Genomic DNA, 23,301 nt, shown 5'->3' with positions numbered 1-23,301 from the left:
TGGCTTCGCTTTTCGGAGCCCCCAGGGCGTCGCCCGTTCCGGCCACCGGTCCGGCGCGCGCCTGCGAGGCTCCCCCCTGCTGCCCGGAGGACTTCCATGCGCGTCGCGATCATCCACTACTGGCTGGTGGGGATGCGTGGCGGCGAGAAGGTCCTCGAAGCCCTCGCCCGGATGTATCCCGAGGCCGACATCTTCACCCATGTGGTGGTGCCGGAGATCCTCACCGAGGACCTGCGCCGGCACACGATCAAGACCTCGTTCATCGCCAAGCTTCCGCGGGCGTCGCGGATGTACAAGTCGTACCTGCCGCTGATGCCGCTGGCGCTGGAGCAGCTCGACCTGCGCGGCTACGACCTGATCATCAGCAGCGAATCCGGCCCGGCCAAGGGCATCATCCCGCCCGAGGGGGCGGTGCATGTCTGCTATTGCCATTCCCCGATGCGGTACATCTGGAACATGTACCACGATTACCGCGAGGGGGCGGGGCCCCTGGCCAAGCTGTCGATGCCCCTGCTGACCCATTACCTGCGGCTGTGGGACGAGAGCTCCGCCGCCCGGGTCGACCGGTTCGTGGCCAATTCCAGCACGGTGGCCGCGCGCATCCGCCGGTACTACCGGCGGGATTCGGGGGTGGTCCACCCGCCGGTCGACATCGACGCCTTCGCGCCGGTGGCCCCCGGGGAGGTCGGCGACTACTACCTGATGGTGGGCGAGCTCGTCCGCTACAAGCGGCCCGACATTGCCGTGCGCGCCTTCAACAGGACGGGCCGGCGCCTCGTGGTGATCGGCGGCGGCGAGATGCTGGCCGAGCTGCGGGCGCTCGCCGGGCCGACCGTGGAGATGCTCGGCTCCCAGCCCTTCGCGCAGCTGCGCCACCACTACGCCCGGGCCCGCGGCCTGATCTTCCCCGGCGAGGAGGATTTCGGGATCGTGCCCGTGGAGGCGATGGCCAGCGGCCGCCCCGTGGTCGCCTTCGGCCGCGGTGGCGCCACCGAGACGGTGGTGGACGGGCGCACCGGCGTGTTCTTCGACGAGCAGAGCGAGGACGCCCTGATCGACGCGATCGACCGCCTGGAGCGCCTGACCCTGGACCCGGCCGACATCGTGCTCCACGCCCGCCAGTTCAATCCGGCCCGGTTCGAGCGCCAGATGCGCGAGGCCATCGGTGATGCCTGGGCCAAGGCCTACGGGCAGGCGATCCCCGAAGCCGGCCCGGCGGCGGGCGAGGGCGGGACGGTGCTGCGCAACACCAAACGCCCGGCATTTGGGTGAGGGCCGCAGGCCCATGCCTCGCTCGGGCCGCTCACGCATTCGTGAGGCCAGGGGGCGGGCCGGTCGGCGTTAAGCCGAAGGATGCAAGGCGCGACGCCGCTCTCGGGGAACTGGCCATGACCGCGACCCACCGTTCGCGCCTCACACCCCACCGCTGACCCTGGCGGCGGGCGGTGGCGAGCAAGCCGGAGCGGCGGGAGGCGGGCCCGCCCGACGCGTCCCGGGGTCCTGGTCGGGCGTCCGCCCCGCGGACGGCCGGGGGACGCGGTCCCCGTCCCCGGCATCCCCTTCACCGCGCCCGATACGGGGGCGACGCGTTCGCCCTGGCGGGCTACTCTGCGGCCGACCATATGCGAATCAAGAATGTCTCGTGACCATTTAGTTGACAGATTTGATATCATTATTCGGAACACGATAGAGTCCATCGGAGACACGACGCCTGCAATCCGGCGCGACGTCTATGATTACGCTCGGAAGTCGTTGATCCATCCCGCATGGCCGGACAGGCCGGGCTACCCCCGCGGCGGCGACGCGCCGCTTCAGAACCTTGAGACGGCGATCGCCCGGGTCGAGGGCGAGTTCCTCCTGCGGGAGAGCCAGCTCGCCGTCGCGCAGGGGCCCGTCTCGATCACGCAGGATCTGGCCCCGGAGGCCGCCGTGGCGGCAGGGCCGGAGCCCGATACCGGGCCCGCCGGTCATCCCCCGGTCCGCACCAAGACCTTCCTGAGGAATATCGGGGCCGGCAGTACGGTCAGCCTCGTGAAGATCGCCATCCAGCTCGCCCTGCTGCCCGTCATGGCGCACCTGCTGGGACCGCGGGAGTTCGGGATCTACGCCCTCGCCATCCCCGTCGTCGCCTTCCTGGCGGTGATCGCCGACGGGGGCGTGGGCCTGTCGCTGGCCCGGGACCAGACCAACTCCCCGGTGATCTGGTCGACGGCGTTCTGGGTCCTGATGGCCTCCGGAATCGGCCTGTCGCTGACCGTCGCCGGGAGCGGCTACGTGCTCGCGCTCATCTCGTCCGAGCCGCAGCTCAAGACCATCATGCTGATCCTGGCGGTGAGCTTCCCGTTCCTGACCCTCTCGGTACTGCCCGTGGCGCGGCTGATCCGGAGCGGAAACCTCGTCTCCTGTTCCATCGCGGACCTGATCTCGGTCGTCACCAGCGCCCTCTGCGCGGTCGGCCTGGGGCTGCTCGGCTTCGGCGCCAAGAGCCTCGCCTTCCAATACATGACCGGCTACGTGATCCGGGCGATCATCCTGAACTGCTACGCCTTCGAGCGGCCGCAGGCGGTGTTCCGCCCCTCGGCGATCCGGAGCCACCTGACCTCCGGCGGCATCCTCATGGGCGGGCGGGTCGCCGACCTCGGGCTCCGCTTCGGGGAGAACCTGCTGTTCGGCAACGCCTTCGGGCCGGCGACCCTCGGCGCCTACAACTTCGCCAACCAAGTGCCGCGGTTCCTGTTCGAGGCCTTCAGCAACCCGAGCTGGTCGGCGCTCTATGCCCAGACCCTCGGCGAGGAGCGGGAGCGCCTGCTCACGCTCTATTACAAGGTCTGCCGCTTCATGGCCTTCGTCACGTTCCCCATGGCGGCGGTCCTGGCGGCGGCCAGCGCCGACGTCATGGCGCAGGTGCTCGACCCGAAATGGCTCGAAGCGGGGGTCTTCCTCCGGCTCCTCGCGCCCGGATACGCCATCGCCGCCACGGCCTCCATGGGCACGGCCCTGCTCCTGGCCCTCAACGCCAACAAGACCTTCTTCGCGACGACGATCATCCTCGGGGCCGGCCGGGTCGCCGCGGTGGCGTCGGGGCATTTCCTGCCCGCCTGGCAGGCGGTCTCGCTCGTCACCCTCTCCAACGTGGTCTTCGCGGCGTCGGTCTTCGTGTTCGCCAGGCGATTCGCGGGCGCGCGCCTGCGGGCGGTCGCCCAGGATCTGGCGGGGCCGTTCTTCGCCAGCGTGTTCAGCGGCGTCGTCTGCTGGAGCATCCTCAATTTCACCGGCAACAGTATTCCCGCGCTCAGCGCCGCCATCGCCACGGCGGCCGCGAGCTACGTGGTGGCGATGTTCGCCATCGACGGGCGCAACCTCGGGAGCGAGCTGGCATTCCTGAAGGGCGCGATGGGCGACATCGTCAAGAAGCGCGGCTGAGTACGGCAAACGCGGCGGCCGGGGCGGCCCCCGCTCTTGAAAAGTTGTATCGAGAAGGTTGTCACAATCCAGAGATGGGGCTATCCCATGCCCTCCATATTGCAATGCACACAGGCCTTGCCGGGCCGGCGAAACCGGTGGGGCCGCCCGGTGCCGGCGGCCCCCGGCGGGGGGCCCTGCGAGGCCGGGGGCCGGAGACGGATCGACCCATCCGGACGTGTCCGCCTCCGGGCCACCGCGCGCCCGTGAACGGTCCGCCCCACGCGTGAACCGCCATCGCACCGGACGATTTCCGGAGCCCGTTGTGATAGTCTGTCCACGCGTCGGCCGTGACCGTGCCGATACGACCTCGAAACAGCGAACCGGGAGGACTCCATGTGCGATGCGGTTGTCCACTTCTGGTTATCGGGGGCGCGGAATGGCGCGGCGGTGCTCGGCCGGGGGAGCGGGGGCCCGCCGTCCCGGAGCGCGCGGGGAGGGGCCGTGAGAGCGGGCGCCATGCCCGGGGGCGTCACCGACGGCGCGACGCGATGATGGACGCCCGTTCCGGCACCGGCTCCACGGGGGCATCGTCTCCCTTCTGGGCGGGCCAGCGCCCGGTCCCGGACGTGTCGGCGAACATCGTGGCGACGCTCGCCCACCTGCGCCGGAACCTTCCGTTCCTGACGCTCTGGATATTGCTGTTCGTCGGGTGCGGGGCGGTCTACGCGAAGCTGCTGCGGCCGGATTACATCGCCACCACGCAGGTCCTCCTGCAGCCGCGGGTCGTCGTGAACGACGGACCCGAGAACCTGCGGCGCTACCAGCAGCTGATGATCGACGGCGTCCAGTGCGAGACGGAGCTGCACGTGCTGCGCTCCGAGCAGCTGCTCTTCCGCGTCTTCCAGGCCCTGAAACTCGCCGAAGCCCCCGAGATCCGCGAGGGGGTGGACGGCGTGTGGGCCTATCTCAGCGGCAAAGTCGATCAGTTCGAGCGGCTGGTGACGCCTGCCCAGGATTCGACCCAGGCCTTCAACGTGTTCAAGGGGCGCGTCCGCTCGCGCCGGCTCGGCCTGTCCTACGTGATCGAGATCTCCTACCGGGCCTACAGCGCCCAGCAGGCGGCGCGGGTCGTGAACTCGATCGGCGCGGCCTACGCCGTGTACCGGCTGCGGGGCGTGATCTCCCGGGAGCTGCGGCGGGGCGTCTACCGGGAGAGCCGCCTCGCGGGACTCCAGACCGAGATCATGGCCGCGGAGGCGGGGATGCGCTTCGGCACCATCCCCGACAACGCCCTGGCCGACGCCGACGTGCGCCTGCTCGGACCCGCGAGCCTGCCGCTCGGCAGCGTCTTTCCCAAGGCCACCCCCATCCTCTTCATGATGGCGGGCCTCGGGGCCGTCACGGGACTGCTGATCGTCCTGCTCTCGCGCAGGAAGACCGTGCCGGTCGCCCGTCGTCGCGCCTATCGTTCACATTCGTCCAACGATGCGAGGATCGCATGAAGGAGCTTCACTGGACCCTGCTCCGGGTCGCCGCCACTTTCCTGCTGGCGACCGGTGCGGCCCGCGCGGAGGAGCCGTACCGGCTGGGTCCGCAGGACCAGATCCAGATCAAGGTCTCCGACCTGCGCGCCGGCACGGGGGAGGCCTACCAGTGGCAGGCCTTCGACGGCGAGTTCACCGTCGGCGCCTCGGGCAGGGTGTCCCTGCCGGTCGTGGGGGAAGTGGAGGCCACCGGGCGCTCGACCACGGAGATCGCCAACGACGTGGCGGAGCGCCTGAAAGCCAAGGCCGGCTTGGCCACCAAGCCGGACGCCTCGGTCCAGATCGTGAAGTTCCGGCCGTTCTACGTGATGGGCAGCGTCGAGAAGCCCGGGGAGTACGAGTACCGGCCCCAGCTCAGCGTCCTCCAGGCGGTCAGCATCGCGGGGGGGCTGCAGCGCGTGCCCACCGACATCCTCCTGTCCTTCGTGCGCGAGGGGGTGACCTCGCGGGGGGCGATCCAGGAACTCTCCGCCACCCGCCTCGCCCTCCTCGCGCGGCAGGTGCGCCTCGACGCCGAGATCAGGGACGTGCCCCTCGTCTTCCCGCCGGAGATCGAGACGCGCTCCAAGGAGCCGGAGGTGGCCCGCATCATCCGCGAGGAGCGCCTCGCCCTGGAGACCCGCCGCGCGGCCCTCGCCTCGCAGATCGCCAACCTGAAGCAGAACAAGGAGTTTCTGTCCGAGCAGATCACCTCGCTGACCGCCAAGGATGCGACCACCGGCGAGCAGCTCGACATCATGAAGCAGGAGCTGGCGCGCATCTCCGGCCTCGTGAGCAAGGGGCTCTCGGCGATGCCGCGCCAGATCGAGACCTCGCAGACCATCGCGACCCTCGAATCGAACCGGCTCGACGTGCAGATCGCGGTGATCCGGGCGCGACAGGACATCTCGAAGGGCGAGCGCGACATCCTCGACCTCAAGGACCAGCGCCGCAACACGGCCCTTCAGGAGGCCGCCGAGACGCGCATGAGGCTCAACGAGACCATGGCCAAGCTCGAGGCGGCCAAGAACCTCCTCTACCAGGCCGAGATCCGCTCGCCCGCGACGGTGCTGGCCAATTCCGACTCCTACTCCAAGCCGGAATACATCGTCCTGCGCCGCTCCAACGGCGTCGCCAAGACGCTGACCGTGGGGGAGGACGACCTGCTCCAGCCCGGCGACGTGGTGCGGGTCCGGCCGCGGCTTCCCGACAACATCGACGCGACCGTGCCGCCCGCGGGCAGCCGAGGGGCCCGCGCCTCCGGCGCGACCGCGAACGACTTCTGAGCGGGCGATGAGCTGGCCGGCCGCCGTCCTCTGGGTGCTGATCATCGCCATGGCCTTCGCGCGAGGGCCGGGCCTTCTCTATCTGCTGATGATCAGCAGCGTGTTCGGGACCCTGCAGATGCTGCCCGGCGGCGGCGGGACCACCCTGCTGCCGCAGACGGCCTGCGGGCTGGTGTTCGTCGGCAAGGTGGCCATCCAGCGCGGCAACGTCCTGCGCGGCATCGAGGTGGCGCTCGATCCCCGGCGGCTCGCCCTGTTCTCGGCCTTCCTGGCCTACGGCGTCTTCGGGGCCTTCGTGCTGCCGCGGATGTTCGCGGGCCTGTTCGAGGTCATGCCGGTCAGCTCGGCCTATTTCGGCGCCGACATCCTGAAGCCGGCCGCCGGGAACATCACCCAGTCCTGCTACATGATCCTGTCCTTCGCCGTGGCGCTGTCCTTCGCGGTGATCGGGCAATCGGAGGTGACGCGCGACCATTATCGCCGCGCGCTCCTCTACGCGGCCTATGCCCTGGTCTGCACCGGGTTCCTGGACCTCGTGTGCTACACCCTCGGCCTCGGGGCGCTGCTCGAGCCGTTCCGCACGGCCACCTACTCCCTGCTGATCGACGTCGAGGCCGAGGGCGTCAAGCGCGTGGTCGGCCTGATGCCGGAGGCATCGACCTACGGCACGGCCTGCGTCAGCATGCTGGCGGCGCTCACCTTCATGCGGCCCCTGTACCGCGCGGGCAGGGAACGGCTCCTGGTCCTGGGGGCGATGGGCCTCCTCGCGCTGATGGCGATGCTGTCGACCTCCTCCACCGCCATCGTCGGCATCGGCCTGTTCGGCCTGGTCTACGGGCTCGATCTGCTGGTCCGCTTGGTCAATCCCCGCAACCCGCGGCGTGGCCAGCTCAACATCGAGATCCTCATCATCTTCCTCGCCCTGGTCGGCATGTTCGTCGCCTTCGTGCTCAAGCCGAACCTGTTCGACCCCGTCCTGTCGATGGTCGACTCGCTGGTGCTCCAGAAGACGAACACCGCGTCCTATGCCGAGCGCAGCTCGTGGAACCGGATCGGCTGGCAGGCCTTCATCGATTCCGGCGGCCTGGGGGCCGGGCTCGGCTCGATCCGGACCTCGAACTGGGGCATCTCGATCCTCGGCAGCACCGGCGTCCTCGGCGCCGTGCTGATGTTCGGCTTCATCACGCAGCACCTCGTGGCGGTCCCCGGCAGGGTCCCGCAGCACGTGCTGACCTTCACCACCGCCCTGAAGCTCGCGCTCCTCCCGTCTCTGGCGATGAGCCTCCTGTCCGCGACCATGCCCGATATCGGCATCGCCGCCGCTTCCGTCCTCGGCCTGCTCGCCGCCGCGCATGCCCCGGCCGGCGCCCGCGTCCCCCGCCAGGGCCCGGCCTCGCCCGAGCCGGCCCGTGCCCTCGCCTGACGACCGGGGGGCAGGACCGGCGGTCCCGGCCCCCCGCGATCCCGCACCGATCCGCACTCGAACTGCCTGGAGCCAGAAATCCTGATGACGGGGATGCGTCCGGCCTGTCGGCGAACTCTCACCGCGATCCTGTCGCCCGCGCCCGCCGACGTGCCGGCGGGGCGTCGGCCCGCCGCACGGGAGCATGCGCCCCGGTGACGGCTTTCGCGATCAACGGCCGCTTCTACGGCCAGTCCGTCACCGGCGTGCAGCGCTACGGCCGCGAGATCCTGTCCGAGGTCGACCGCATCCTGCAGGAGCGGGGGCAGACGGCGGAGATCCTGGTCCCCGCCTCCGTCACGGCGCTGCCGGCCTTCGGGGCGATCACCGCCCGCCGCGTCCCCGGCGCCTCCGGGCACGCCTGGGAGCAGGCCATCCTCCCCGCCCGGGCGGGGAGGCCGCTCCTGAACCTCTGCAACACCGCCCCCCTCGCGGTGGGGCGGCAGATCGTCTGCATGCACGACACCAACGTGTTCGACGAGCCCACCAGCTACAGCCTGGCCTTCCGCCTCCTCTACCGCGGCCTCTTCCCGGCCCTCGCCCGCCGGGCCGCCGCGATCACGTCGGTCTCCCGGTTCTCGGCCTCGCGGCTCGGCGAGTGCCTGGGGGTTCCGGCCCGCGGCATCACCGTGGCGCCCAACGGGCACGAGCACGTCTTCCGCTGGGACGCGGCGGCCTCGACCCTGGGCGAGCGCCTGTCCGGCATCCGCCCCTTCGTCCTCCTCCTGGGGAGCCGCGCCCGGCACAAGAATGTCGGCTTCGTCCTGCGGCAGGCCGGGGCGCTCGACGCGCTGGGCGTCGACCTCGTGGTGGCGGGCGGCTCCGCGGAGATCTTCGCGCAGACCGAGTCCGTGGTGGCCGCCAACATCCACCAGCTCGGCTTCGTGAGCGACGACGACCTCGCATGGCTCTACGGCCACGCCCTCTGCCTCGCCTTCCCGTCGCGCTCGGAGGGCTTCGGCATCCCCATCGTGGAGGCGATGGCGCTGGGCTGCCCGGTCGTCGCCTCGGACCGGTCCTGCCTTCCGGAGATCTGCGGGGACGCGGCCCTCCTGGCGGGGCCGGACGACGCCCCGGCCTGGCTGGCGCATGTCCGCACCCTCGCCACCTCGCCGACCCTGGGCGACGAGTTGCGCGCCCGCGGCACGGAGCGCGTGAAGGCTTTCTCCTGGAAGTCGTCGGCGCAGACCTATCTCGATCTTCTCGGCAAAATCTGAAATGAGCGCGGCGCGGCTGTCGGATACTCTGATTCGGCCAGCCTCGTCGGGGTGGGTCGATGGCGCCCGCGCGCGCCTTTCTGTATCTGTGTGCCTTCGGCAGGCGATCCACGGACCCCGCTCCGGCATGCGGCGGCGGATATCGGCGGCCGGCGGGCGATGCCGGGGCAGGCCGTCCGTCCCGGCAGGGGGGCCGGGCGCGGCGCCAGCCCCGGTGGCCCGTTGATTGCGTGAGAAGAGACCTCGGACCGATGACGAGCACGATGGACACGAGCGCTGCCGGCCCCGAGACGGCCCGCGTCTGCGTCGGGATCGCGACCCTCGGGCGCCCCGACCAGCTCGCGTCCATGATCGGCAACCTCGCCCGGCAGACCGTGACGCCGCACACGATCATGATCTGCTGCACGAAGCCCGAGGATGTCGGCGCCGTGGCCGCGCACCCGCACGTCACGGTCCTCTACGATCAGCCCGGCTCCTCGCGCCAGCGCAACGCCATCCTGGCCGCCCTGCCGCCCGGGACGGACTGGGTCGTGTTCTTCGATGACGACTTCTACCCCGACCCGCGGTGGATCGAACGGGTGGACGGGGCCTTCCGGCAGGACGCCTCCGTCGTGGGGGTCACGGGCCACGTGGTGGCCGACGGCATCCTCGGACCCGGCCTCGGCCAGGACGAGGCCCTCTCCCAGGTGGCCGCCCACGATCCGGCCGCGAGCGACTACGTCCTCGACGCGTTCAGCCCCTACGGCTGCAACATGGCCTTCCGCTGCAAGGCCATCGAGGGGATGCGGTTCGACGAGAGGCTCGTGCTCTACGGCTGGCTCGAGGACCGGGATTTCGGCGCCAGGCTCCGGAAGCGGGGCGGGCGGCTGATCAAGCTCGGGGCGGCCTACGGCGCCCATCTCGGCGTCAAGCGCGGCCGGGTGTCCGGGCGCAAGTTCGGCTACTCGCAGGTCATGAACCCGGTCTACATGCACCGGAAGAGCACCATGACCACGGCGCAGGTGATCCGGCAGATCGGCCGGAACATGTCGGCCAACCTCGTGAAGTCCTTCTGGCCGGAGCTCTACATCGACCGGCGCGGCCGGCTGGTCGGAAATCTCATCGCCGTCGGCGATCTTCTGCGTTTACGTCTGACACCGGAACGGGCCGCCACCCTATGAACTTCAACTCGACCGTGATCCGCCCGAGCGATCCGCAGCCCGAGCCGATGCCCGGGCTTGAGCATATCGACATGCGCAATCCGGGGGACGACCCGGGCGCCACGGTGATCGGCGACCTGATCGCGGCCGTGCGCCGGAAGGCCCTGGGTCTCGTCCTGTGGATCCTGTCCTGCCTCGCCGTCAGCGTCGCCTACACGGCGTCCACCCGGCCCGAATTCGTGGCGTCGGCCCAGATCGTGCTCGAACCGCGCCTGCGCCTGCCGCCGGGCACCGACGCGGCGGCGGCGGCGGCCGCCGCCGCCCCCACCCTCGACAGCGCCCAGGCCGAGAGCCAGCTGCAGGTGATCCGCTCGGCCCGCAACCTGCGCTACGTATTCGACACCCTCAACCTCAAGGACGACCCGGCCTTCGCCGACAAGGGGCCGGGCCTGATCGGCCGGAGCGTGGGGGTGGTCATGTCCCTGCTGCCGGTAGGGGGGCAGGCGACCTCCTCGCCGGAAGAGGCGGCCAACCGCGCCCGCGAGATGGCCTTCCAGAACTTCGCCGACAGGGTCCAGGTCAAGCGGCTCGGGCAGTCCTACGTCCTCGAGGTCTCCTTCCGCGGCCCGACGCCCGAGATGACGGCCCGCCTGACGAACTCGATCGCGGCCGCCTACATCCGCGACCAAGTCCTCGTCCACGCGGTCTCGGAACAGCGCGGCACCGAGTTCCTGCAGGGCCGCATCTCGCTGATCCAGTCCGAGAAGAAGGCCGCGGACGAGGCCGTCGCCACCGGCGTGATCTCCGACTTCCAGTTCCCGGATTCGGACGCGCGGATCGTCGGCTCCGCCCCCCAGCCCCTCAGCTCCACCTACCCGCAGACCAAGCTGAACCTCCTGCTCGCCCTGGTCCTCGGGCTCGTCACCGGCGTCGGCGCCATCGCGATCGCCCACAACTTCGATCGCATCCTGCGCTCCCCGGCCCAGGTGCGGCGCCTGCTGGGGATCGACTGCCTCGTCGTCATCCCGCGCTACCGGACGGGCATCCTGAAGACGACGACGGCCCTCGACCAGCCGGACTCGGACTTCGCCCTCGCTCTCCGGCTGCTCCGGACCATCCTGTTCTCCGCGGGCGGCAAGCCCCAGTATGTCTCGATCGGCTTCGCCTCCTGCCAGGACGGGGACGGCTGCAGCGCGATCGCCGCCAACCTCGCCCGCCTGCTCGCGGTATCGGGCACCGACGCGATGCTGGTGGACGCCAACCTGCAGAAGCCCGACCTGACCCGCCTCCTGGCGCCGTCGGCGCCGTCCGGCCTCGACGAGCTGCTCCTGTCACCCGCGGTCGGCGGGTCCTTCAAGGAGGTGGCGATCGCCCCCTCGCTGGGCTTCGTGCCCGCCGTGGCCGCGGGACGGCGGGCCAGCCCGAACGCGTTCCTCGGGACCCACGCGATGCGGGCCGCCCTGACGCAGGTCAACGGCAAGCGCGACATCATCCTCGACCTGCCGACGCTCAAGGCCTCCTCGGACGCCCAGGCGGTCGGCAGCATGCTCACCGGCGTGGTGCTCGTGGCCTCCCTGAACCGCACGAAGCTCGATGAACTCGCGGAGGCGATCCGGGCCATGCGCTCGGCGAACAGCCGCGTCCTCGGGGTCGTCCTCAACAGCCCCGTCCGCGCCCGGCATGCGTGGCACCAGGGGGGGGCGAAGGCGTCGTCCTGACAGGCGGGCGAGGGGGGCCCGGCCGGCGGCGCGTCAGGACAGGATCATCCTGAAGAATTCCGCCGTCGTCCGGCGTCCGGTGCCCATGCGGAACTGGATGAGCTTCAGGGCGAAGGTTTCCGAACAGAACTTCAGGCAGACGAAGAGCGCGAGCAGCTTCAGCTTCGTGCCGAGGCTCATCCGCTCGACGATCAGCGCGCCGACGAGGAGGCGGAGATGCCGGAATGTCGGCCGCTCGCCGCGGACGATGGCGTAGTACAGGCTTCTCTCGAGATAGAAGTAGGCCCGGTCCGGAGCGAGCGTGATCCCGTCGTAGCCCCGCGCCCGGATGATGGCCTGCAGGTGCCGCATCCGCAGCATGAAGCGGTCGACCTCGTGCTTCAGCACCTCGGGCTTGAGGAGCCCGCCCATTCCCGAGATGTTCTCGCCGTGGATGCGGTAGCAGCCGAGCTGCTCCGACAGGCTGACCACGTCGCCGTAGAACGGCGCCGCGAACAGGGCCACGCCGTCGACGGCCCGGTCGTACTCCGCCTCCTTCACGAGTTCGCACACGTCCCGGCGGAACACGTTGCCGGAGGTGGGCGGGCAGCGGTAGACCCCGGTCCGCGCCACCTCCTTGATGAGCCGGTCGCGCAGCCTGTAGTTCCACAGGTTGGGATGGGCCTCTCCGAAGCTCGCGCCGCGCGCGTCGATCTTCGTCAGCGAATACTGTAGCTTTGCGACATCCTGGTCCAGCCGTTGGATAATTTTGGCGAGGGATCCGGGTTTGAGCTTGTCATCCGCGTCCAGGCACAAGATGAACGGGGCCGTCGTATGCTCCAGGCCGGCGACGAAGGCGCGCCGTCCGCCGCCATTGGGCACGCGATACGCGCGAACACCCCAGCTCTGGATCACTTCCCAAGATTTGTCGGTGGACTGGTCGTCGATGACGATTAAATCGCACTCGGGGCAATTCTGGCTGACAACGCTCTCAATTGCTTCGCCGACGAAATTTTGATAATTATAACATGGAATTATCACACACAATTTGTGCATTTCTTAATCCTGCCGCCCGGCACGCAAATAGATCGATTTGGTCCCGAACATATTAGCTAATCTATATCACTTGACTTCTTCGAGGTAATCATAGTGCTTTGATTATAAACCTGTCAAGAATCATAATCATCTCACTAGTTGACTGTCCATGCGGAACGATTTTTTTGGGGCTTGACGCCGACTCTTTTTTAATTTGGCCCCCCGGCAGGTCTTGCTTCGTTTTGCTTTGCCTGCAGCCCCCCGGTCGGCATCCCCTGGGACGGGGCGATGTGACCTTCCCCCGTCCGGCGCCCGATTCCCCTCCGGGGGGCTCCGGACGGGGAGACCCCTGCCGGCCCTCGCCTCCGGTGCGGCCTCGCCCATCACGGCGGCGCGCCCATGCGTCGTGTGCACCGTCCGGTCGGAGTTTCATCGACCGGCCTTTGGTGCTAGAGAGTCAATGGCCGGAAATGGCGCTCATTTCATGCACCGATACTACGTATATTTCCTGAATTGTTGCTGTTCTCGGTTATCGGAGAGGGTTCGCCCCGCGCGATATTCTGGATTGGCTGCATCATCGGACGGTCCATGATGACGCATCCGGCGCACGGACGGTCCGACCCGATGAGCGGGCGGGATCGTCTACGATCGGTCGAGTCAACCAATGTCAGATTTCTTTCACCGGTCATTCGATTACATCCTGTCGAGTGAATTGATCCCCGTCTTCCTGCGCATGAAAGTGATGCGGATGCGGGGCTACAATTTCACGTCGGATGCGTGCATCTGGGCGCATCACATCATCAAGTCCAAGCAGATGAGCTTGGGACGCGAGAGCTTCATCAACATAGGTTTCTTCTACGACGGCGCGGGCGATCTCGATATCGGGGATCGTGTGCGGATCGGGCAGTTCGTCCGGGTCCTGACGGCGACGCACGAGATCGGGCCGAGCGAGCAGCGCTGTACCATGCAGGCGGTGGTGAAGCCGGTGAGCATCGAGGACGGGTGCTGGGTCGGGGCCAACGTGACGATCCTGCCGGGGGTCGTGGTCAGGAAGGGCTGCGTGATCGGCGCGAACTCCCTGGTCACGCGGTCGACCGACGAGAATTGCCTCTACGTCGGCAATCCGGCCCGCAGGATCCGGAGGATCAAGGACGGCGGCGAGGTGGTGGCTCTTCCGGTGGAGGCCGGATCCCTGGTGCCGATCCTGCCGCGCGTGGCGCGGGCGTAGGGCAGGGGCGCAAGGCAGGGGGCGTAGAGGGCAGGGGGCCGCCCCTCACCCCCTCCGCGTCAGGAGGCGGACCAAGGCGAGGCCCTCGTTCATCACCCGGCGTCCGTCGAGGGCGAGGAGCAGCAGGCAGTAGAGGGCGAAGCCCCCGGCCATCGCCAGCGCCGCGCAGACGAGCGTCGGCGGCAGGAGGCCGAGGAGCAGCCCGCATCCGATCCCGGCCACGGCGGCGGACCCGCTCGTTTTCGCGAGGCTGGACAGGAGCGGCGCGGCGGCGACCATCCGGTGCCGGGCCGGCACGGCGATCATCAGCCCGGAGAAGACGATGTGGACGAGGCCGATGCCGGTGACGACGACGACCGGCGAGAGGCTGCCCCCGACATAGACGGCGCCGATGCGGCCGACGAGGAGCACGAAGGTGATCCAGAACAGGGTCCAGCCGAACCCCCGCGCGAGGAGGATGGCGCCGCTCTGCGCCGAGACGACGTTCAGGATGTAGAACGGGATGAGGATCTGCAGAAGGACCGAGGCCTCCTGCCATTTCGGCCCCAGCAGGGACGCCACCAGGATGGGCACCGCCGGAGGGAGGATGAAGGCGATGGGGGCCAGGAGGAGCGACAGGATATAGGTGAGCTTCAGGTGGACCGCGGCGACCCCGGCGCCCTCCTCGCGGAGGCTGTGCGCGTAGAGCGCCGCCCAGATCGGGTTCGAGGCGGCCTCGCCCAGGAAGCGCGGCACTTGGTTGGCGAACGTGAAGGTGCCCAGGGCCGCCACCCCGAAGGCACGGCCGTAGATCAGGTTCTCGATCAGGCGGCCGGAGAAGTCCGCGAGGCGGCTCGCGATGATCGAGGTCCCCATCGAGATGTGATGCCTGATCTGTGACAGCTTGAACTCGAAGGTCGGCCTCACGAAGGCGCAGGCGTTCAGGATGACGGCGCGGATGAAGAAGGTCGAGACGTATTGCGCGGCGAGGCTCATCGCCCCGGCGCCCTGCAGGGCCAGGATGACGGCGACGACGCTTCCGATCAGGGTCGCCGTCACGTCCGCCGCGGAGAGGATGAAGAGGCGCCCCTGCTGCGTGATGCGGGCCGAGGGCAGCATCGACGCCGTCAGGAACAGCAGGCTCAGCGAGAGCGTGGCCATGATCGTCCGGATCTTCGGCTCCCCGGACATCTCCGCCACCACGAAGCCCCAGCCCGTCACGATGCTCGCGAGCAGGATGCCGACGCCGGCCATCAGCCAGAAGGCCGTCGACCACACCACGGAGGATTGCGTCCGCTCCCGCGCGAGCGACACGCTCATCCCGGCATCGGCGAGGATCGTGAAGAAGGCCACGGTCGGCAGGGCGAGGCCGTAGATCCCGAACTCGGCCGGGCCCAACAGCCGCGCCATCACCGGCAGCATCACCAGCTGAACCACGACCTTGATGATGTTGCCGCTCCCGCCGGCGATCACGTTGATCGCGAGCTGGCGGGCGCCGGCTCTTTCGGGGGGGGCCTTGCGCGCGGCGGGGTCGAGGAGCGCCCCTTCCGGATCGGATCGAGAATCGGTGCTACCCATGGGCCTGCCGCAGCACCTCCCGCGTCCCGCCGCCATCTGCCGCCCCGGCGCCGGCCGGACCCGTATAAGCGCCGCCGCGGGGGCGGTCGAGGTGCGCCCCCCGGCGAGGCGGGCGGCCCGCTCCGCCCCGGGGGGGCACCGGGCCGTCGGGCGCGGGAACCATTCCGCCCTCGCCCGCCGTTGAGGGGGCTGGCCCCGCCGGGCCCTTCGCCCGCCCGGCCTGCGCATCGGCCGTCGCCATGGGGGAGCGGATGAGGAGACGGCCTGGATGGCATGCCCGCCCCCTGCCGCGGCCTGCGCCGACCCGAGCCGTCCCGCAAGCATCCGTGGCCGGAGACGCCGCGTGCCCGCCGCCAGCACTTGCGGCGAGACCGTCGAGCCGGATCTTTTCGCACTCGCGCGGGAAATCTGGCACCGATCTCACCCTGTATAACATCGGTTGCCTTTTCCGGCGCCATATCGACGATCAAATGATCCGTCAATTCTCGACTTGAGGCGTAAGTGATTGTGATTTATGCAAAACGAACGTTCGAATATCCTCCTTTTCGTAAAGGTCGGATGGCGCGGAAAGGGGGAGCCGATCGTCTGGCCGAATGTGGTCCGCCGGCGCGCGCCGATCGGGATCGTCTTGTCTGCGACGGCGCCGAACCAGCTCCCTCACCGAAATAACTGTAAACAATAGTTCACGGAATTTCCCGACCACAGATCTCTATGCTCGCCACGCCTCATTCGGGGACCGCGCGTCTTGTCGACCTCACAACTTTTTGTGGTGCCAATTGAAAAAAATCTTGCGATAAATTTGGATAGCGCATTAAAAATTCACCAAGCCGGCCGAGCGCGCAGCCGATTCTCTGCATTCCGGAAAGTACGTAATCAATCTAATGACAATTTCTGTCGGATCGCTTGCTGGCAATCATCGACCGGCCATCCGTTGCACAGTCGCCGCCGCGGCAACACCGGGCTTTGAGAATGCGTAAGAGGACGAATCTCGTCATCACCCGCGCCGGCCCGGGGAGTCTGCACCGGCAGTGGCTGCATCCGCAGGAGGCCCGCAACTTCGACGTGCTGGTGACGTCGTATCACGGCTCGCCGGCGGAGGAGGCCGTCGATGGCGTCGAGGTCGTCTTCCTGCCCGGCAAGAAGGTGGAGGGCTGGCGCAGGATCGTGTCGCACTATGCGGAACGGCTCGAAGGGTACGAGCGGATCGCCTTCCTCGACGACGACATCGCCTGCGATGCCACCGCGCTGTCGGCCTGCTTCGACATCGGGCGTGACTACAACCTGGCCCTGTGGCAGCCGAGCCTGACGTGGAGCAGTTATTTCACCTACGGCGGAACGCTGCACAACGACAATTTCAAGCTGCGCTACGTCAATTACATCGAGATGATGTGCCCGTTCTTCACCCGCTCTGCCCTGAAGCAGATCGAGCCGACCTTCTTCCTCGGGCTCGAGAGCGGGATCGACCTCCTCTGGTGCAGCCTGATTCCGCCGCAGGACAGGCGCTGCGCCATCATCGACGAGGTTCAGGTCCTGCACACGCGGCCCGTCGGCCGGGACAAGGCCGCGAACGGGTTCACCCATCACTCCTACGAGGACGAGATCGAGACCTGCCTGAAGCATTTCAGGATGCCGTGGCCGAGCCTGGTCGCGGGCGGTGCGGTGCTGTCCAACGGCGGGGCGGCGTCCCGGCTCTCGATCGCGTGGCGGGTGCTCTCGCTGATCCGGGCCCTCAGGGTCACGCCGGACCCCCGGGGGCTGCGGCAGATCTTCGATCACATCAGGCACCAGATCTTGCGCCGTCAGGTCTACAACGAATGCGCCACCGATATCCTCAAGACCATACCCGACCTCGCCACGGATCGAGGGGACGCGGTCCCCTTCCCGCTCAAGGCCAAATCATGACCAAGGCGTAAGTCATGACCAAGGCGTAAGTCATGGCGGGCGGTCCGTCTGCGGATACGGCGGCCTCATCCGACATGGGCCGGCGCGGAGGCCGAGGTGCCGTATCCTGGTCGACATGGAAGGAGGAAGGAGGGGGAATGTCGGCGAGTTGCTGGTGTTATACGGTCAATCAAAACTATCTGCTTCCCGCCCTGGTCAGCGCGTTGCAGCTGCGCGCGTATACGGACCGCCGGGGGGACCGCATCGTCGTCGTTCTCATCGACGATGAGGGCGAGGTGTCGCGCGAGGCCGCGGAGGCGATGCGGCCCTGCGGGATCGAGATCGTCGTCGTGCCGCCGTCCCTGATGATGGGCTATCCGCTCTACTGCGCGAGGCTGTTCCTCTGCCAGATCATCGATTGTTCGCGGTTCGATTTCATCAATTACATCGATGCCGACACCCAGTTCGTCGGCGAGGTTGCGGCCTTCGCCGACGCGAACCCGCGGCCCGGCAGCATCCTCGCCGTTCCGGACATCATGTCGATCGTCATCGACCATCCGTCGAAGTCGTTCCAGGCCCATGGCACGTATTTCACGCAGCTCGGCATTCCGGAGCACCACCAGCGGATCTATTTCAACACCGGAGTCATGAAGTTTCGGCCGTCCGATTGGGGCGCCATCTCGAAGGAATGTCTCGCCTTCCTCAGGCGGCACGGCCTGGCCGACCTGCGCTACCCCGATCAGGACGCCCTCAACATCGTCATGGACGGAGGGCAGACCCTGGCGTCCTTCCGGTGGAACTTCCCGGCCTTCTTCATCGGCTGCGGCTTCGAGGGCGTGGTCGAGCCGAGCATCCTGCATTTCATGTCGCGCCCGCGGCCCTGGGACGGTCCGTTCCCGCCCTGGGGCGCGGCGGCCCACCAGCCGTACCTGCGCTTCGTCGAGCGGTTCCCCCAGCTCCAGAACCTGTTCGCGCCGTCGCGGAACGTGCGCATGATGCGCTACATGCTGCAGCAGCTCTTCAAGGTGAAGACGGAGCCGTGGGGAACGGCGTTCATCCGCGAGCGGGTCGCCGCGTTCGAGGCGCGGGCGTTCGTCTGAAGGCCCGGCCGGGCCGGCACCCGCCGGCCCGCCGCGTCAGCCGAAGCGATGCGCCTGGACGTAGGTCCGGAAGAAGCGGTGGTTCTCGATGACGTGTGACGGCGCCACGATGCCCGGCGCGTCGAAGAGCATGTGGTGGATGAGCCGGTTCCGGATCTTCCTGTCTTGCCCGGGGCTGTTGATCGGCATGAGCGGCGGCAGGGCGGGCGCGCTGGCGACGAAGGCGCGGTAGGCGTCGGTGAGGTGGCGCGGCCAGGGATGCCACCGCGTGTTCCACGGCTTCGTCGCACCGCTGAAATGGAGGATCCGCGGCGAGACGTGCAGGCCGAAGCCCATCAGGCGGAAATCGGTACTGAAATTGTAGGCCGGCGAGATCCACTGCACGGCGCCCTGGCACACCACGTTGAGCGCCGACTGATCGAAAAACACGCATCGCTCGGGATGCGCGCGATAGAAGGCGAAGGCCTCGTGGCCGACCCTGCCCCATGTGGCGCGCTCGGCCGCCATCACGCCCGCGTTGAAGTAGCGTTCCGGCACCACCGCATCGAGCCCGCTCTGATAGGCGCGAAGCTTCCGGGCGTAGTCCGTGTGACCCTTGAGGTTGATGAACAAGCCGTCCAGGGCGGCGGCGACCTTGCCCGACGGAACCCGCAGGCGGAACAGGTCGGTGATGTCGCCGCAGAGGTAGGTGTCGCCATCGACGTAGAGGATGTGCGCGTAGCGACTGGGCAGGATTTCGGCCAGGAGCAGGCGCCCCAGGGTCGCGGCGGTGAAGTGGTTGTCACCGGAGCTGACGGACCCGAAGAGGCGGGCGAACTCCTTCGAGGAATCGATCAGGGCGATGCCGTGCGGCTGCAGGAACAGCCCGATCGCGTCGAATTCCGAGGACGAGAGGCCGCCCGCGACGACGACGACATCCGTCAGGCCCTTGCCGGCCTGTGCGTACTGTATCGCGGCGTGGATCGTGGGGACGATGAAGTATCTATCGGAAATAAAAACTGTCGCGTGATCGTCCACAATCATTACTCTGTGCCCCCTGACCGAACCGGCGCGGTGCTGTTCCAGGCTCTCGCACGATGATCTGTCTTGCTAACGGTCATCCGCGGCGATGGAAGCCTCGATCGCGTCGGTCCACCCCAACGAACGACTAACCTATCGCCCAAGTCGATCAGTTCACCGGCGCGACCGGAGACTGATTCCGCGACATCGATGGTCTTGGTGATAGATGTTTGATCGGGGCAATTCAGCAGCATCAGTCAGTAATTTTGCACAGTTCGGGCGTAGGTTCTGTCGGATCGACCTCGCGGTGGGTGTCAGCGTCCAATTTCGGCCGTCTCATCGCAAGGAGATCATACTTCCTCTCAGTAGCGCCGGCAACGCCTTCCGTATACTCATGATTTGATTTCTCAACATTTGTGCTGAACGGCGGGACCTGCCGCCTCAGCACTTCGCCCTGTGTTCGGGGCCGATAATCCCGTTGCGGGCGCAGTTCCCGCCGGGGCACCCTGGCTCATCGCAGGCGGGGAGGCCGGGCCGCCGGCTGAAATCCGGAGGAGGGGCTTCGAGTTCCAGCGGGGCGCGATGCCGTCACACCGATGGCGTTCCTGGTCGTGATGCCGATCACAAGGCGCATTATAAGTCATGGCCGGCGTCATCGGTGATCCAACCCGAGCGCGGATCGTCATCCAGCAACATTCTCGCCCTATACCCGCCGATCTCCAGACAATTTTTATGGAACCGTCGCCTCGCCCTGACGCTTTATCCCGTCACAGCCAGATTTTATTGAGCAAGACCGCGTTCATATTGCCTCATTTGATGTGATTTATCGCTTTGGACAACCGATCATGTTCAGCACTCGCCGCTCACGGGCCAGCTCCGTCCAATCAGCCGGTTCCTCGTCCCATGTATGAGGCCGTAAAAGACCGCATCTCATCGGGCGATTCGTCTTCGAGGGCGAACGCATCCGCGCCGCTGAACGAACCTTCGCGCCAGGGAGGCGAGGTGGCCGGGCGGCCGTTGAAGGTCTTCGTGCATCTGGCCGCCGACAAGGACCTCAAGGTCTGGTCTGAGGCATGGCGGGCCGGCACGCTGGTCGGCATCAACGACGAGACACCTTACGGGTACGGCCGCGCCACCCGAATGGGGTGTGCGATCGATTTTTCGAAGACCTCGCGCGAGTGGTTGCCGACCAAGGTCCTGCGGCTCGGGTTGCGCGTCATCACCGGGTTCGATCTGCTGCACGCGTGGCGGCAGCGCCGGGACCTCCTCGACGCGGACATCGTGTGGACCCACACCGAGTCGCAATATCTTGCCGTCGCCGCCCTGGTCTCCCTCTCGACGCGGCGCCCGAAGATCCTGGGCCAGAGTGTCTGGCTGTTCGACCGCTGGAAGAGCCTCAACGCCCTCCACAAGGTCCTCTACCGGCGCCTGATCCGGCATGTGGACGTGCTGACGGTCCACTCCTCGGAGAACCTCGCGGTGGCCCGGGCGCTGTTCCCGGGCAAGCGCGTCCTGCTGGTGCCGTTCGGTATCCCGTCCGAGCGGATGACGGCCCCCGTCGAGCGGCCGGGCCAGCCCCTGCGGATCCTCTCGGTGGGCAACGATCGCCATCGCGACTGGCCATGCCTCGTCGAGGCGCTCGACGGCGTGCCCGGCGCCTCCGCGACCATCCTCTCCGGTTCCGCGCCGCACGCGCTCATGAAGGGCCGGCCGAACCTGCAGATCATGCAGGCGCGGTCCAACACCGAATTGTTCGCGCAGTTTGCCGAGGCGAGCGTCGTCTGCGTGCCGCTGCAACCCAACCGGCACGCCAGCGGCATCACCGCGATCCAGGAGGCGGTCCTGGCCGGGGTTCCGGTCATCGCCACCGCCACGGGGGGCCTTGAGGACTATTTCGGCCCGGACACCGTGCGCTACGTGCCGCCCAACGATCCGGTGCGCCTGCGGGAAGCCCTGCAGGAGATCGCGGCGGACCCCCAGGGCGCCCGGGAGAGGGCGGTGCGGGCGCAGGCCCACATGTCCGAGGCGGGGATCGGGGCGGAGTCCTTCGTCCGCCGCCATGTGGAGATCAGCCGGGAGCTGCTCGGCCCCTCGCTGTAAGCGTCCCGGCCCGGGCGTGGGCCGGGTGCCGTCGTCCGCGATGCCGCCCGCGGCCGCGCGCCCGGTCGCAGACGAGCCCTGCCCGTGAGCGCCCCCGTCGGGGGCCATCCCCGCAGGCCGCCCCCGTCCGTCTGTGCGGGCAGAGCGAGGCGATCCAGGGACGCGCGCGGTCTTCGCGCGCGGTCTTGCGGCGTCCCCTCACCCTGGATTGGGTCTCCGCCCTCGCGAAAACGGGGGCGGATCACGCCGGGCGATCCATCCTGCCCGGCCCCCACCCTCGCCATCGCCGGAACGATTGACCTCCCCCCGCAGGCCGCCCCGGCCCAGGCGACCGGGACGCGCCGCGCCACGAAGGTGGTGCGACCGGTAGACTATGGTCGCTGCCGACCCAGCAGAGTTTGCTCAAGTATGCGAACGACGCTTCCGCGACATTAACTAGAAGACTATTAAGCGTCACAGCCTCGGCCGCCATTAATATTTCTTAGTGCTCCCGCATACGATGTTGGTGGAGCGACGCAGCAGTTTGCTGAAAATTGCGACAAAATCGAAGTAAATTATTACTGATCTCAGGGGCGCATCCTTGCTTGACCTCACGGGCTACAAGCTGACGTTCGATGACGAGTTCAACGCACGCAGCATCTCGCAAACCGGTGCGGGGACGACCTGGGCCGACATCCGCTCCGATTGGCGCTACGACGCCAATTCCGACATCGGGTTCGGGCATTCTTCGTTCGTCGATCCCGCCTCGGGCTACGATCCGTTCAAGGTTCAAGGCGGCGCCCTGTCCATCACCGCCGTCCCGGACAAGACCCCGTCGGGCTATCCCGGCAGCTGGGAGTCGGGGCTGATCACCACGAAAGGCAACTTCTCGCAGACCTACGGGTACTTCGAGATGCGGGCCGACCTCGCCGACGCGAAGGGCGGCTGGGATGCGTTCTGGCTGCTGCCCGACAAGCCGGCGGCCAACCCCAGCAACCTGCCGGGCTGGCAGGAGCTCGACGTGGTCGAGCACTATGGCGCCAACAACAAGGGCGTCTACAGCACGATCCACACGACGGACCAGACGCCCAACATCCCCTGGCAGCAGAACCGGCAGGTCTATAGCGAGACCGCGCAGGCCGGCGGGTACCACACCTACGGGATGGATTGGCAGAAGGACAAGATCAGCTTCTACGTGGACGGGAAGTTCGTCGGCTCGCAGGCAACGCCGAGCGACATGCACGGCCCGATGTACCTCCTGGCCGATCTCGCCACCCAGAGCGACGCGGACGCGGCTGGCGTGCCGATCACCACGAAGATCGACTACATCCGGGCCTATTCCAACAATCCGAACGCGGTGGCCGTGACCCAGGGGGCCGTCTCGGCTCCGGACGGACAGGATCCGGGCCTCTACGGCGCGACCGCCGCGGGTTCCGCGACTCCGGCCAAGACCACGGCCACGGCCACGGCCACGGCGGCGACCACGACGACGGTCACGACGGCTGCAGTCGCGGCGGCCGCGACGCCGTTCACCACCAGCATCGGTACGGGATCGGACACGCTGGTCCTGAAGCTGAGCGAGGATGCCTACAAGGGCGACGCGCAGTACACGATCTCGGTGGACGGCAAGCAGGTCGGCGGCACCCTGACGGCCCACGCCTCGCATGCGGCCGGCCAGTCCGACACGATCACC

At 67.9% G+C, this 23,301-nt stretch carries 16 protein-coding genes; 13 read left to right on the top strand and 3 right to left on the bottom strand.

The features are described from left to right. Positions 1 to 96: 96 nt before the first annotated feature. The 8 genes from MKK53_RS08845 (at position 97) to MKK53_RS08810 (ending at position 11,750) form a co-directional block, all read left to right on the top strand. Positions 97 to 1,272 (top strand): glycosyltransferase, encoded by a 1,176-nt coding sequence (locus MKK53_RS08845; protein WP_243928328.1) that lies wholly within the window; start codon positions 97 to 99, stop codon positions 1,270 to 1,272. 480 nt (positions 1,273 to 1,752) lie between these two features. Next, entirely contained in the window at positions 1,753 to 3,423 is a 1,671-nt protein-coding gene (locus MKK53_RS08840) for an oligosaccharide flippase family protein (protein ID WP_243928327.1), read from the top strand. Between the two features lie 530 nt (positions 3,424 to 3,953). After that, positions 3,954 to 4,907 carry a Wzz/FepE/Etk N-terminal domain-containing protein gene (locus MKK53_RS08835; protein WP_243928326.1) on the top strand — a complete coding sequence of 318 codons (954 nt, stop codon included), beginning with the start codon at positions 3,954 to 3,956 and terminating at the stop codon, positions 4,905 to 4,907. Then, positions 4,904 to 6,214: a polysaccharide biosynthesis/export family protein gene (locus tag MKK53_RS08830; protein ID WP_243928325.1), complete on the top strand. Its 1,311-nt coding sequence runs from the start codon at positions 4,904 to 4,906 to the stop codon at positions 6,212 to 6,214. Before MKK53_RS08835 ends, MKK53_RS08830 begins: the two co-directional genes overlap by 4 nt. Before the next feature lie 7 nt (positions 6,215 to 6,221). Continuing rightward, positions 6,222 to 7,637, top strand: a complete 1,416-nt coding sequence (locus tag MKK53_RS08825) for a hypothetical protein (protein ID WP_243928324.1) — start codon at positions 6,222 to 6,224, stop codon at positions 7,635 to 7,637. Positions 7,638 to 7,831: 194 nt separating this feature from the next. Then, entirely contained in the window at positions 7,832 to 8,893 is a 1,062-nt protein-coding gene (locus MKK53_RS08820; RefSeq protein WP_243928323.1) for a glycosyltransferase family 4 protein, read from the top strand. Between the two features lie 251 nt (positions 8,894 to 9,144). After that, positions 9,145 to 10,053, top strand: a complete 909-nt coding sequence (locus MKK53_RS08815; protein ID WP_243928322.1) for a glycosyltransferase family 2 protein — start codon at positions 9,145 to 9,147, stop codon at positions 10,051 to 10,053. After that, on the top strand, positions 10,050 to 11,750 hold the full coding sequence (locus tag MKK53_RS08810; RefSeq protein ID WP_243928321.1) for a tyrosine-protein kinase domain-containing protein: 1,701 nt from the start codon (positions 10,050 to 10,052) through the stop codon (positions 11,748 to 11,750). The genes MKK53_RS08815 and MKK53_RS08810 overlap by 4 nt, the downstream gene beginning before the upstream one ends. 33 nt (positions 11,751 to 11,783) lie before the next feature. On the opposite strand, the gene MKK53_RS08805 is transcribed toward MKK53_RS08810, so the two are convergent. Next, positions 11,784 to 12,785: a glycosyltransferase family 2 protein gene (locus MKK53_RS08805; protein WP_243928320.1), complete on the bottom strand. Its 1,002-nt coding sequence runs from the start codon at positions 12,783 to 12,785 to the stop codon at positions 11,784 to 11,786. A 643-nt stretch (positions 12,786 to 13,428) separates the two neighbouring features. Between MKK53_RS08805 and MKK53_RS08800 the strand changes: the two genes are divergently transcribed. Further along, positions 13,429 to 13,992 carry an acyltransferase gene (locus tag MKK53_RS08800; protein WP_243928319.1) on the top strand — a complete coding sequence of 188 codons (564 nt, stop codon included), beginning with the start codon at positions 13,429 to 13,431 and terminating at the stop codon, positions 13,990 to 13,992. Positions 13,993 to 14,037: 45 nt separating this feature from the next. Here MKK53_RS08800 and MKK53_RS08795 read toward each other — a convergent pair whose 3' ends face one another. After that, positions 14,038 to 15,549, bottom strand: a complete 1,512-nt coding sequence (locus MKK53_RS08795) for an oligosaccharide flippase family protein (RefSeq protein WP_243928318.1) — start codon at positions 15,547 to 15,549, stop codon at positions 14,038 to 14,040. 969 nt (positions 15,550 to 16,518) lie between these two features. Here MKK53_RS08795 and MKK53_RS08790 point away from each other — a divergent pair. Both MKK53_RS08790 and MKK53_RS08785 read left to right on the top strand, forming a co-directional pair. Beyond that, positions 16,519 to 17,451, top strand: coding sequence for a hypothetical protein (locus MKK53_RS08790; protein ID WP_243928317.1), 933 nt, complete (start codon positions 16,519 to 16,521; stop codon positions 17,449 to 17,451). A 32-nt stretch (positions 17,452 to 17,483) separates the two neighbouring features. After that, entirely contained in the window at positions 17,484 to 18,530 is a 1,047-nt protein-coding gene (locus MKK53_RS08785) for a glycosyltransferase family 8 protein (RefSeq protein ID WP_243928316.1), read from the top strand. Positions 18,531 to 18,566: 36 nt separating this feature from the next. Here the strand turns inward: MKK53_RS08785 and MKK53_RS08780 are convergent, their stop codons facing one another. Then, positions 18,567 to 19,547, bottom strand: a complete 981-nt coding sequence (locus MKK53_RS08780) for a glycosyltransferase family 8 protein (RefSeq protein WP_243928315.1) — start codon at positions 19,545 to 19,547, stop codon at positions 18,567 to 18,569. A 984-nt stretch (positions 19,548 to 20,531) separates the two neighbouring features. Between MKK53_RS08780 and MKK53_RS08775 the strand changes: the two genes are divergently transcribed. Both MKK53_RS08775 and MKK53_RS08770 read left to right on the top strand, forming a co-directional pair. Continuing rightward, the gene (locus MKK53_RS08775; RefSeq protein ID WP_243928314.1) at positions 20,532 to 21,629 is read left to right on the top strand and encodes a glycosyltransferase family 4 protein; all 1,098 of its coding nucleotides are present in this window, start codon (positions 20,532 to 20,534) and stop codon (positions 21,627 to 21,629) included. A 580-nt stretch (positions 21,630 to 22,209) separates the two neighbouring features. Continuing rightward, on the top strand, positions 22,210 to 23,301 hold a 1,092-nt coding region (locus MKK53_RS08770; RefSeq protein WP_243928313.1), incomplete at its 3' end, for a glycoside hydrolase family 16 protein.

It is taken from the genome of Methylobacterium sp. J-076 (assembly GCF_022829405.1).
In the GTDB taxonomy this organism is placed as follows: Bacteria; Pseudomonadota; Alphaproteobacteria; order Rhizobiales; family Beijerinckiaceae; genus Methylobacterium.
This window is presented reverse-complemented; position numbering and strand designations above follow the sequence as displayed.